Annotated in this window: 10 protein-coding genes; 6 read left to right on the forward strand and 4 right to left on the reverse strand. The window is 50.2% G+C overall.

Going from position 1 to position 12,230, the window contains the following annotated elements; genetic code table 11:
* Positions 1-16: 16 nt before the first annotated feature.
* Positions 17-2,155, reverse strand: a complete 2,139-nt coding sequence (gene pta / locus DUT67_RS07330) for a phosphate acetyltransferase (RefSeq protein WP_039297009.1) — start codon at positions 2,153-2,155, stop codon at positions 17-19.
* A gap of 79 nt (positions 2,156-2,234) precedes the next feature.
* The gene (gene ackA / locus DUT67_RS07335) at positions 2,235-3,437 is read right to left on the reverse strand and encodes an acetate kinase (RefSeq protein WP_048259473.1); all 1,203 of its coding nucleotides are present in this window, start codon (positions 3,435-3,437) and stop codon (positions 2,235-2,237) included.
* Positions 3,438-3,866: 429 nt separating this feature from the next.
* Here ackA and yfbV point away from each other — a divergent pair, with 429 nt between their 5' ends.
* The 4 genes from yfbV (at position 3,867) to DUT67_RS07355 (ending at position 7,672) form a co-directional block, all read left to right on the forward strand.
* Positions 3,867-4,322: a terminus macrodomain insulation protein YfbV gene (yfbV, locus tag DUT67_RS07340; protein ID WP_113626140.1), complete on the forward strand. Its 456-nt coding sequence runs from the start codon at positions 3,867-3,869 to the stop codon at positions 4,320-4,322.
* Positions 4,323-4,487: 165 nt separating this feature from the next.
* The gene (locus tag DUT67_RS07345; protein WP_005969861.1) at positions 4,488-4,982 is read left to right on the forward strand and encodes a YfbU family protein; all 495 of its coding nucleotides are present in this window, start codon (positions 4,488-4,490) and stop codon (positions 4,980-4,982) included.
* A 21-nt stretch (positions 4,983-5,003) separates the two neighbouring features.
* Entirely contained in the window at positions 5,004-5,660 is a 657-nt protein-coding gene (locus tag DUT67_RS07350; RefSeq protein ID WP_048259823.1) for a sugar phosphatase, read from the forward strand.
* A gap of 179 nt (positions 5,661-5,839) precedes the next feature.
* Positions 5,840-7,672, forward strand: a complete 1,833-nt coding sequence (locus DUT67_RS07355) for an SLC13 family permease (RefSeq protein ID WP_113632575.1) — start codon at positions 5,840-5,842, stop codon at positions 7,670-7,672.
* Positions 7,673-7,701: 29 nt separating this feature from the next.
* Here the strand turns inward: DUT67_RS07355 and yfbR are convergent, their stop codons facing one another.
* Positions 7,702-8,301: a 5'-deoxynucleotidase gene (yfbR, locus tag DUT67_RS07360; RefSeq protein WP_048259476.1), complete on the reverse strand. Its 600-nt coding sequence runs from the start codon at positions 8,299-8,301 to the stop codon at positions 7,702-7,704.
* Between the two features lie 142 nt (positions 8,302-8,443).
* Entirely contained in the window at positions 8,444-9,658 is a 1,215-nt protein-coding gene (locus DUT67_RS07365) for a pyridoxal phosphate-dependent aminotransferase (RefSeq protein ID WP_095700050.1), read from the reverse strand.
* A gap of 501 nt (positions 9,659-10,159) precedes the next feature.
* Here DUT67_RS07365 and lrhA point away from each other — a divergent pair.
* Together lrhA and DUT67_RS07375 are read left to right on the forward strand one after the other, a co-directional pair.
* Entirely contained in the window at positions 10,160-11,110 is a 951-nt protein-coding gene (lrhA, locus tag DUT67_RS07370) for a transcriptional regulator LrhA (protein WP_113632580.1), read from the forward strand.
* 677 nt (positions 11,111-11,787) lie between these two features.
* Positions 11,788-12,228 (forward strand): NADH-quinone oxidoreductase subunit A, encoded by a 441-nt coding sequence (locus tag DUT67_RS07375; RefSeq protein ID WP_011094555.1) that lies wholly within the window; start codon positions 11,788-11,790, stop codon positions 12,226-12,228.
* Positions 12,229-12,230 lie beyond the last annotated feature (2 nt).

The raw sequence follows: 12,230 nt of genomic DNA on the forward strand, positions 1-12,230 counted from the left end.
AATTAATCTGAATAGATTAGAGCTGTGTAGCCTGAATTGCGGTCAGAGCGACGGTGTAAACGATATCGTCTACCAGTGCGCCACGAGACAGGTCGTTAACCGGTTTACGCATGCCTTGCAGCATTGGCCCGATGGAGATCAGGTCGGCAGAACGCTGTACCGCTTTGTATGTGGTGTTACCAGTGTTCAGATCAGGGAAGATGAACACGGTAGCTTTACCCGCAACAGGTGAGTTCGGTGCTTTGGACTGTGCAACGTCTGCCATGATAGCTGCGTCGTATTGCAGCGGACCATCGATGACCAGATCAGGACGTTTTTCCTGCGCCAGACGGGTCGCTTCACGCACTTTCTCAACATCGCTACCCGCGCCGGAGTTACCGGTAGAGTAGGAGATCATTGCAACACGTGGGTCGATACCGAATGCGGTAGCGGAGTCAGCAGACTGGATTGCGATTTCAGCCAATTGCTCTGCGGTCGGATCTGGATTGATGGCGCAGTCGCCGTAAACCAGAACCTGCTCAGGCAGCAGCATGAAGAACACGGAAGACACCAGCGAACTGCCCGGTGAAGTTTTGATCAGCTGCAACGGCGGACGGATGGTGTTGGCGGTGGTATGCACGGCACCAGAAACCAGACCGTCAACTTCACCCTGTTCCAACATCAGCGTACCCAGAACCACGTTGTCTTCGAGCTGTTCGCGCGCAACCACTTCGGTCATGCCCTTGCTCTTACGCAGTTCAACCAGACGTGCCACGTAGCGCTCACGTACGACAATCGGGTCGACGATTTCGATGCCTTTGCCCAGTTCTACACCCTGAGCCGCGGCAACACGTTGAATCTCTTCCGGGTTACCGATCAGCACACATTGTGCAATACCGCGTTCAGCACAGATAGATGCGGCTTTAACGGTACGTGGTTCATCACCTTCTGGCAGAACGATACGTTTGCCTGCTTTGCGCGCCAGTTCGGTCAACTGGTAGCGGAACGCTGGTGGAGACAGACGACGTGAACGCTCAGACTCAGCGCTCAGTGAATCGATCCACTGGGCGTCGATGTGGCGTGCGACGTATTCCTGCACTTTCTCAACGCGCTGACGGTCATCAGCCGGTACTTCAAGGTTGAAGCTTTGTAGGCTGAGTGAAGTCTGCCAGGTGTTGGTGTCAACCATAAATACTGGCAGGCCAGTTTGGAAGGCACGTTCACACAGTTTGGCAATGCTCGGATCCATTTCGTAGCCGCCAGTCAGCAGCAGGGCACCGATTTCCACGCCGTTCATCGCAGCCAGACAGGCGGCAACCAGAACGTCAGGGCGGTCAGCGGAAGTCACCAGGAGTGAGCCCGGACGGAAATGCTCCAGCATATGGGGAATGCTGCGTGCGCAGAAGGTCACAGACTTAACGCGACGCGTCTGGATATCACCTTCATTGACGATGCGGGCATTCAGGTGCTTCGCCATATCGATGGCACGCGTAGCAATCAGGTCGAAGCTCCACGGAATGCAACCCAGCACCGGCAGCGGGCTGTTAGCGAACAGCTGCTTAGGATCGATGTTGGCAACGCTGGCTTTCGTGGAGTCATCAAAGATTTCAGACAGGTCAGGGCGAGTACGGCCCTGATCGTCTACTGGCGCATTCAGTTTGTTGATGATCACGCCAGTGATGTTTTTGTTTTTGCTGCCGCCGAAGCTGGAACGTGCCAGTTCGATACGGTCTTTCAGCTGTGCTGGGGAATCGTTGCCCAGCGCCAGTACGAAGACGATTTCTGCGTTCAGCGTTTTGGCGATTTCATAGTTCAGCGCATTAGCAAATTGGTGCTTACGCGTAGGAACCAGACCTTCAACCAGAACGACTTCAGCATCTTTGGTATTTTCGTGGTAGCGCGCGATGATTTCTTCCATCAGCACGTCTTGCTGATTGGAACTCAGCAGGGCTTCAACGCGGCTCATCGCCAGCGGTTCGGCGGCGTTGATAGCGGAATTAGCACGAATAATAGTGGTGGTTTGATCTGGCGTATTGTCGCCACTGCGCGGCTGGGCGATAGGTTTGAACACGCTCAGGCGAACGCCTTTCTGTTCCATGGAGCGGATGACACCCAGGCTGACGCTTGTCAGACCAACGCTGGTGCCAGTGGGGATCAACATGATTATACGGGACACGGCCGAACCTCTTTACGGTTGCTCGTTAGTCAAAAACAACACCGTCAGCCTTGGCTGACGGTGTTGGGAGTTACGTGTTTTACGCGGTCAGACGGTAAGCGTCTTCGGCGATGACCAATTCTTCATTGGTCGGGATAACCAGCGCCGGACGGGTTCCATCTTTAGCGATGTTGCCACCTTTACCGAAGCGTGCCGCCAGGTTACGTTCGTGGTCGACATCAAAGCCCAGCAGGCCGAGTTTTTTCAGCGACAGTTCGCGAACCATTGCTGCGTTTTCACCGATACCACCGGTGAAGATTACGGCATCCAGACGGCCTTCCATCAGTGCAGCGTAAGAACCGATGTATTTAGCCAGACGGTGGCAGTAAACGTCCATTGCACGTTTAGCATCTGCTTTCGTCTCGTAGTTATCTTCAACGTAGCGGCAGTCGCTGGTTACTTCAGTCAGACCCAGCAGACCAGATTCTTTGGTCAGCAGAGTGTTGATGCTAGCAACATCCATACCCAGTGCGTCGTGCAGATGGAAAATGATGGCGGGATCGATATCGCCGGAACGCGTTCCCATCACCAGGCCTTCCAACGGGGTCAGACCCATAGAGGTGTCAACGCATTCGCCGTTACGGATTGCAGTAACGGAACCACCATTGCCCAGATGGCAAGTGATGACGTTCAGCTCTTCTACTGGCTTGTTCAGCACTTTTGCGGCTTCGCGAGAAACGAAGTAGTGACTGGTGCCGTGCGCGCCATAACGACGGATGTGGTTTTCTTTATACAGTTTGTACGGCAGTGCATAAAGGTAGGATTCTTCCGGCATGGTCTGATGAAACGCGGTGTCGAAAACAGCGACGTTTTTATCAGCCAGGTTCGGGAAAGATTTCAGTGCTTCGTCGATACCGATCAGGTGCGCCGGGTTGTGCAAAGGTGCAAAAGGTACGGAATCTTTGATACCCTGAAGAACATCATCAGTGATGATCGCGGATTGGGTGAACTTCTCACCGCCGTGAACGATACGGTGGCCAATAGCAACCAACTGAGCAGACAGATCTGGCTTCTGAGACAGAATGGTATTGACGATGAAGTTCAGCGCTTCGCTGTGAGCTGCACCGGCACCCAGTTCGGCGTCGTGTTTACCGCCGTCCATTTTCCATTTGATGCGGGCTTCAGGCAGGTTGAAACATTCGGCTAAACCAGACAGGTACTCTTCTCCGTTAATCGCATCGATGATCGCGAATTTCAGGGATGAACTACCGCAGTTAAGAACCAGTACTAACTTACTCGACATGGAAGTACCTACTTGTTATACATGGTTAAAAAAATGTCATACAGGGCATAGCGTATCGCATGCCGCCACTGGCATTTATGATTAACATCATACCTTGGTGTGATACACCAGACACAATGGTGAAATAGGGTCGATACTATGACGTATGTTATATCGAATAATCGCTACAACAATGCGACAGCGACCTAATGTAAACCGCAGCTTTTAAAACGATGGATAACCGCGTTATGGCCGTTGGCTGCGCTTATATCGCGAAGGGAATTATACTCCTTGCGTGTAGTCATACTACTTTAGGTATACAGCGGCCAAAAGGCCGATTTAGGATACCGATAGCGTAGGCTAAACACAAAATATATTTTAACCTTATCAACTTGAGTTGTTGATTTGTGCAAAAGTTTTATTTTTTATCTGTAAAGTTGAGGTGTGGCTATGGCGACGAAACCAGACAGTAGAATCAGTTGGCTACAGTTACTCCAACGTGGGCAGCATTACATGAAGACGTGGCCAGCAGAAAAGCAGTTGGCACCTATATTTCCTGAAAACCGTGTGGCGCGAGCGACGCGGTTTGGTATTCGCATCATGCCGCCACTGGCAGTGTTTACCTTGACGTGGCAGATTGCGCTTGGTGGCCAGCTCGGCCCAGCCATCGCCACCGCGCTTTTTGCTTGTAGCCTACCGCTACAGGGGCTCTGGTGGCTTGGTCGCCGCTCTGTTACGCCTTTACCTCCGACGCTGGCACAGTGGTTCCATGAGATTCGCCATAAGCTATTGGAGTCAGGTCAGGCATTAGCGCCTCTGGAAGAAGCGCCCACTTACCAAACATTGGCGGATGTGCTGAAACGTGCATTTAACCAGCTTGATAAAACCTTCCTTGATGATTTGTGATCGGCGTCAGGCTGTGTGCGGGTTGATGGCTATTTTGTTCTTTCCCCTGTTTCAAATCAAAGAAGCGGTGGCTACCGCTATCGTGACACGATTCAGTATGCGATTCTGCGGTTAATACCTATTTAGCGACATTGGCTTACACCAAAGAGGGTTCAGGAGAGCAACATGGAAATGACGAATGCCCAGAGATTGATCCTTTCAAACCAATACAAAATGATGACGATGCTCGATCCAGATAATGCTGAACGTTATCGTCGGCTACAAACGATCATTGAGCGTGGTTACGGTTTGCAGATGCGTGAACTGGACCGCGAGTTTGGTGAGCTGACCGAAGAGGTTTGCCGCACCATTATTAACGTCATGGAAATGCATCATGCTTTGCAGGTGTCGTGGACCAATCTAAAAGATAAGCAAGATCTGGATGAACGACGTCTCACTTTCCTGGGCTTTGACGCTGCAACGGAAGCGCGTTACCTCGGCTTTGTACGCTTTATGGTGCATGTAGAAGGTCGCTATCCTCATTTTGATGCTGGCACGCATGGTTTTAATGCTCAGACGAAAATGTGGGAAAAATACAACAGAATGCTGGCTGTCTGGCAGTCCTGCCCGCGCCAGTATCACTTGAGTGCGGTTGAGATCGCACAGATCATCAACGCCTGATTAATGAAAAAGGGGCTTTCTGTGGAGTGTAAAGGTTTTCTGTTCGACCTCGATGGGACGCTAGTTGATTCACTGCCTGCTGTAGAACGTGCGTGGATTAACTGGGCAAAAGATCACGATATTGAACCACAGGAAGTGCTGGATTTTATTCACGGCAAGCAGGCAATCACGTCCTTGCGTCACTTTCTTCAGGGGCAGAGCGAAGAAACGATTCAACAGGAGTTCGATGCGCTGGAGAAAACAGAGGCTTCTGATACGCAAGGTATTGTTGCCATGCCTGGAGCGAAGGCGCTGTTGGAACGTTTAGATGCGCTGAATATTCCCTGGGCGATTGTGACATCTGGTACGGTGCCGATTGCCAGCGCTCGTCATCAACGCGGAGAACTACCTGCTCCTCGTGCTTTTATCACGGCGGAGCAGGTTGCTAAAGGTAAGCCGAATCCTGATGCTTATTTACTTGGCGCACAGCAGCTAGGGCTGAAGCCGGAAGAGTGTGTGGTCGTTGAGGATGCGCCCGCGGGCGTGCTATCGGGTCTGGCGGCTGGCTGCAAAGTCATCGCTGTGAAAGCGCCAGCGGATACGCCGGGGTTAGATGAGGTCGATCTGATTCTTGATTCGCTGGAGCAGATAGAAATAGAACAATTACCGAACGGCGCGAAGGTGCTTCTGCGCCAGTAGGCTGTCTGTAACATAATGACAAAACTGTGACTAAATATGATCAAACCTCGCATCCGCGAGGTTTTTTTATGGCAGACTATATTTGTCATACTTCAAGCTGAATGGGCGTTAGCTTTCTTTTTCATGGCATGCTGAAACCCACACCTCTCAACATGTATTTTTCCATCAGGGGAACCGTTTTGAATAGCGAACTTCTCTGGGTTTTATCCCTGTTGCTGATCGCCATTGTGTTGTTTACCACTAATAAATTACGCATGGACGTCGTCGCGCTATTGGTCATTATCGCATTTGTATTGAGCGGTACACTGACGCTATCTGAAGCGCTGGTAGGTTTCAGCGATCCCAATGTGATATTGATTGCTGCCCTGTTTGTGATAGGTGAAGGGTTGGTTCGTACCGGTGTTGCTTATCAGGTTGGTGATTGGCTGGTTCGCGTTGCGGGCAGCAGTGAAATAAAGATGCTGATCTTGCTGATGGTCACCGTTGCGTTGCTGGGTGCCTTCATGAGTTCCACTGGTGTTGTCGCCATTTTTATTCCTGTGGTACTGAGTGTTTCCGCACGAATGAAAATTTCTCCCGGAAGGTTGATGATGCCGCTGAGCTTTGCTGGGTTGATTAGCGGCATGATGACGCTGGTGGCGACGCCGCCGAATATGGTGGTGAGCAGCGAACTGGTGCGCGAGGGCGTTGCGGGTTTCGGGTTCTTCAGCGTAACGCCGATAGGGATGGTCGTGTTGTTGTTAGGCGTGGCGTATATGATGGTTGCGCGTTACTGGCTTGGCGATGCAGAGACGGCAACAGCAAAAGAAATGTGGAAGAGAAGAACGTTTCGCGATTTGATTCGTGATTACCGCCTGACGGGCAGGGCACGCCGGCTGGCAATTCGGCCAGGATCGCCTTTTATCGGGCACCGTCTGGATGACCTGCGCCTGCGTCAGCGTTTTGGGGCGAATGTGGTTGGGATTGAGCGCTGGCGTAAATTTCGCCGCGTGATGATCAGTGTGGCTGGTAATACCGAGCTTCGCCTGAACGATGTGCTGCTGATCGACATGTCGGCATCTGAGATGGATTTACGCGAATTTTGCACCTCGCAGCGGCTTGAACCGATGGTGCTGCGCGGTGAGTATTTCTCTGAGCAGGCGCGTGATGTGGGAATGGCGGAAGTCTCTTTGATCCCCGACTCTGAGCTGCTCGGGAAAACGCTTTACGATGTCGGGTTTCGTAGTCGCTACGGCCTGAGCGTCGTGGGGATTCGCCGGGCAGGTGAAGCGATGGAGGGTATCCTCGCCGATGAACCGCTCCAACTCGGTGATATTCTGCTGGTTATGGGCGACTGGCGTATGATTCGGCAACTGCATACGCAGAAGAACGACTTTCTTTTGCTTAATCTTCCTGCTGAAGTTGATGATGTTGCCCCTGCGGTGAGTCAGGCGCCACATGCGCTGTTTTGTCTGGCATTGATGGTCGCGATGATGCTGACGGATGAAATACCGAATGCGGTTGCTGCGCTGATCGCATGTTTGCTGATGGGCAAATTCCGCTGTATCGACATGGAAGGTGCCTATCGAGCAATTCACTGGCCGAGCATTATTCTTATTGTCGGGATGATGCCGTTTGCGCTGGCGCTACAGCAAACTGGCGGTGTTGCGCTGATTGTTAAGGGGCTGATGGATGTTGCCGGGAATGCAGGGCCACATGTGATGCTGGTGTGCTTATTCGTGCTGTGTGCCGTGATTGGCCTGTTTATTTCCAACACGGCGACCGCGGTGTTGATGGCACCTATTGCGATTGCTGCGGCGAAGCAGATGGGTGTGTCACCGTATCCTTTTGCGATGATTATTGCCGTTGCGGCATCTGCCGCGTTTATGACGCCAGTGTCGTCACCTGTGAATACACTGGTGCTGGGGCCGGGCGGTTATAAATTCGGGGACTTTGTGCGCATGGGTGTCCCCTTTACCATACTGGTGATGCTTGTCAGCGTAGTGATGGTGCCGTGGCTGTACCCGTTCTGATGTTTCCAGCCCGTTATAGCGGACGTTCGTTATAACGGAGAGTCTTGACTGATTTCGTCGAGCGACAGGCTGAAGCTGGGAACGAACACCGTCATGAAATAGTCCATTTCCAGACTGTGGCGCAGCTGTAATGTTTTTTCCAACCGCGCTTTGGCAAGCGTGAACTCTGCGTTTCCTGCGGATAATTCTTCCAGGCATTTCAGGTAGGCGCAAAGTGCGTCTGCCTGCTTAACGATGGCGCGTTCTTCTTCGCTGGTATAATTGTCATCCAGCAGCATCCGATAATCCTGCTGCAACTCTTCAGGCAACATCTCGATCAGTTTCTGCTGTGCAATCTTCTCTATCTTTTTGTACTCATGCGCGATCTGCGCGTTGTAGTACTTGATGGGGGTCGGCATGTCACCTGTCAGCACTTCGCTAGCATCATGATACATCGCCAATAGCGCGATACGTTCTGCGTTCAGGTTACCTTCGAATTTGCGGTTTTTGATGACTGCAAGCGCGTGAGCGACAAAGGCGACCTGAAGGCTGTGCTCGGAGACGTTTTCCGTACGCACATTGCGCATCAATGGCCAACGGCTGATCAGTTTTAGACGGGATAAGTGGGCGAAAAAGTGGCTCTGATTCATGGCGATCTCTCAGACAACAGCACAGTGAAATATTGATATCGTGGGCGTCTATTGTGGGGACTTGCTGAAGATTATGCAAACGAAGGTCAGGTTTTCGCCGGGCGACGACGGCCCGGCGATAGAAGGTTCGATTACTGCTGGGTTATTGGTGATAGTGCCCCAGGAAGCGCCCTAATTTGTGGATTGCCATGTCCAGTTCATCAATACGCGGCAGCGTGACGATACGTACATGATCCGGGTAAGGCCAGTTAAATGCAGTTCCCTGAACCAGTAACACTTTTTCCTGTAGCAGGAGATCCAGCACCAATTTTTGGTCGTCGTGGATATTAAAGCGTTTGGCATCAATGCGTGGGAACATATACAGCGCGCCGCGTGGTTTTACACATGACACGCCAGGGATCTGATTGATCAATTCCCATGAACGATTGCGCTGTTCATACAGACGTCCACCGGGTTGAATAAACTCACTGATACTTTGGTAGCCACCCAAGGCGGTCTGAATCGCATGCTGCATTGGCACGTTGGCACACAAACGCATGGATGCCAGCATTTCCAGCCCTTCAATGTACCCTTTTGCGTGCTTTTTCGGGCCGTTCAGTACCATCCAGCCTTGACGGAACCCCGCCACACGATATGTCTTGGACAGCCCATTGAACGTGACTGTCAGCAGGTCTGGCGCTAACGCTGCAATAGAGTGGTGCTGCGCATCGTCATAGAGAATTTTGTCGTAAATTTCGTCGGCGAAAATGATCAGGTTATGTTCACGCGCGATAGCCACGATATCCAGCAGTAACTCTTTGCTGTAGACCGCACCCGTCGGATTATTCGGGTTGATGATGACAATACCGCGAGTATTGGTCGTGATTTTTTTGCGGATATCATCCAGATCGGGGAACCAATCGGAGGACTCATCGCAGAGATAGTGAACGGCATTACCGTTAGACAGGGAAACCGCCGCGGTCCAGAGTGGGTAATCCGGTGCGGGAACCAGCATTTCATCACCCGGATTGAGTAGCGCCTGCATGGACTGCACGATGAGTTCAGAAACACCGTTGCCAATGTAGACGTCTTCAACCGTCATATCACGCATATCACGCGCTTGATAGTGTTGAACGATGGCCTTACGGGCGGAATAGAGCCCCTTGGAGTCACAGTAGCCCTGTGCAGTCGGCAGGTTACGGATGACATCGACCAGAATTTCGTCCGGTGCCTCAAAGCCGAAAGGGGCAGGGTTGCCAATATTCAGTTTAAGGACTTTATTACCTTCTTCTTCAAGCCGCTTGGCTTCCTTTAAGACTGGGCCACGGATGTCATAGCATACGTTCTCCAGTTTCTTGGATTTTTCAATCGGAGACATAAATAGTACGAACCTTCTGCAGAGAGCGCATATTCCCATACGGAATAGCATAACCTGCTTAATGTACTCCTCCTATAGTACCTTTTGAAGAATGATTATCGCTTTCGCTGCAAATGATTGCGCATCTGCACTATATGGTTGTGTACTCGTTGGATGGTGCGATATGGTAGGGGGCGGACGACTATTCATACCGCACTTTTTTAGCGCCAGAATAAGGTGACAGGGAAAGCTCGTTTATTTAAGTGTGGAGCGTATTTATTTTTCAGGATGAAATAAAGAGAAAGTGTTGTTGTTATTGAATTAAGGATTAAGGCTGGTGAGCCATTTAATTACATGATGTCTTACCAATGGAAAGGCGATAGGGGTAACGAAATATAAGTATTTTTTTGCCCTTATCGTGCGTCTGCGATAGTGTCTTTAAATGTATCGGTCATTACCTTTACATGTAATAAAACACCAGGAATATTTTGTTAAAATTAAAATAGATAAGTGAAAAAACGTATGACCAGTGCAAATCGACCAGTACTTAATCTCGATCTTGATTTACTGAGGACGTTTGTTGCCGTTGCAGATTTAAATACGTTTGCAGCCGCGGCGGCCGCAGTCAATCGAACTCAATCGGCTGTCAGCCAGCAGATGCAGCGGCTGGAGCAACTCATCGGAAAGGAGCTTTTTGCTCGGCACGGGCGTAATAAACTGCTGACCGAACATGGTATCCAGTTTCTGGGTTATGCCAGAAAAATATTACAATTCAATGATGAAGCTTGTATTTCATTAATGTACAGCGATATTCAGGGTACGCTGACCATTGGGGCGTCTGACGATACTGCAGACACTATCCTTCCATATATTTTACATCGGGTGACCTCTGTATTTCCTAAACTCTCCGTCAACGTTAGCGTAAAGCGTAGCGCTGAAATGATGGAAATGCTGAGTCAGGGAAAAATAGATCTGGTTATTACCACAATGAATGGTGTGGTGTTTCCTCATGTGTTATTGCGTAGTTCTCCTACGTTATGGTATTGCGCTGCGGATTATCAGTTCCGAGCGCAGGAGCCCGTGCCTCTGGTTGTGCTGGATGAGCCGAGCCCTTTCCGTACGTTGGCTACGCAGCAGCTGACGGCCGCAGGGATCCCCTGGAGAATCGCGTATGTGGCTTCAACGCTATCTGCTGTGCGAGCTGCGGTGAAAGCCGGCATGGGTATCACCGTGCGTTCAGTAGAAATGATGAGCCCAGAACTGCGAGTGCTAGGCGAGGAGGAAGGGTTGCCGAGATTGCCTGAAACACGTTATTTCCTCTGCCAGAATCCTAACCAGGAGAGTGAACTGGCGACGGCAATTTTTAATGTGATTGAATCAGGGAAGCCTTCTCACATTGCGCCTGTCAGCATGTTAGCAAATAGCACGAATGGAAAGCTGTCTTCCGATCCGTCGCTGAAGGATGCGATCTAATCGTAATGGGTAGTTAACTATCATTCGGGGAGGGTAGGGATGCACCCCGAATGATGATAATTTATGGCTAATGTGTTAAACCGGCGTTGACAGGGTCTCTGCGAGCCAATTTCCTCAGTCTGATCCCACTTTGTGTTTTTCATTTCACATCAATAGGCTATGCGTAGCGAGATTATTGGTCCTCCGTGCTTTATAAAACGCTGGTTCTATTTTTTTAAAATTATGTTATGAAAAATGGCATCTCCTCGTGTCCAGCAGCATCTTGGTTTTTTTACTAACTAAATTGGTAAAAATGTGTGCTGGATCAAAAAATACCCCTAATAACCCCATGGGAGAACAGGCATTTTCTGTGAAAATGGTATAGTGACGCAGCAAACTTGCTTTCTGTGTCGCTGTTCTCTGGTTAACTGACGAAAGTACTGACTCGATTTAGCTGCGGGTGAGCACACAAAATGTTAACAAAACAGCGTGCATGTAAAGTAATGTACTGTTATTTTTAGTAAGGTTGAAAAAAAGGTTACAAATTTAGGGGCTCAACCATACCAAGCAAGGGTTACTTGATACGTTTCCATGCTTTTTTGTGGTTATTAATCCTTCCTTTTAATCGATGTGGCCCATTAACTGCCGATAATAGAGCAGAGATGTTACCCGCCACTTTTGATGAGTAAGCAAAGAGAATGTCAACAACTACTGAAATCCTCGCCCATCATTGGGCGTTTGCGCTATTCCTAATCATCGCCATAGGCCTTTGCGTCTTCATGCTGACCGGTGGATTCCTGCTGGGCGGGAGAGCAAAAGGCAGAGCCAAAAACGTACCTTATGAATCCGGGATCGACTCAGTGGGTTCAGCGCGGCTACGTCTGTCTGCTAAATTTTATCTTGTCGCTATGTTCTTCGTTATCTTCGACGTTGAGGCCCTCTATCTCTACGCTTGGGCTGTGTCTATCAAAGAAAGCGGCTGGATTGGCTTCATAGAAGCAACCATTTTCATTTTGGTGCTGTTGGCTGGTTTGATTTATCTGGTACGCGTTGGGGCACTTGACTGGACCCCGGTACGTTCCAAGAGACAAGTCGTTAAATCAGACATCATCAACACTACCAACACTCATCCGCAGTAACA

The organism is Pectobacterium peruviense, assembly GCF_003312355.2.
Classification (GTDB): domain Bacteria; phylum Pseudomonadota; class Gammaproteobacteria; order Enterobacterales; family Enterobacteriaceae; genus Pectobacterium; species Pectobacterium peruviense.

Excerpts from the sequence above, each read along its gene's own strand:
- DUT67_RS07365 (WP_095700050.1), bottom strand. The coding sequence starts at position 9,658 with ATGTCTCCGATTGAAAAATCCAAGAAACTGGAGAACGTATGCTATGAC.
- DUT67_RS07345 (WP_005969861.1), top strand. The coding sequence starts at position 4,488 with ATGGAAATGACGAATGCCCAGAGATTGATCCTTTCAAACCAATACAAA.
- ackA (WP_048259473.1), bottom strand. The coding sequence starts at position 3,437 with ATGTCGAGTAAGTTAGTACTGGTTCTTAACTGCGGTAGTTCATCCCTG.
- yfbV (WP_113626140.1), top strand. The coding sequence starts at position 3,867 with ATGGCGACGAAACCAGACAGTAGAATCAGTTGGCTACAGTTACTCCAA.
- yfbR (WP_048259476.1), bottom strand. The coding sequence starts at position 8,301 with ATGAATCAGAGCCACTTTTTCGCCCACTTATCCCGTCTAAAACTGATC.
- DUT67_RS07375 (WP_011094555.1), top strand. The coding sequence starts at position 11,788 with ATGTCAACAACTACTGAAATCCTCGCCCATCATTGGGCGTTTGCGCTA.
- lrhA (WP_113632580.1), top strand. The coding sequence starts at position 10,160 with ATGACCAGTGCAAATCGACCAGTACTTAATCTCGATCTTGATTTACTG.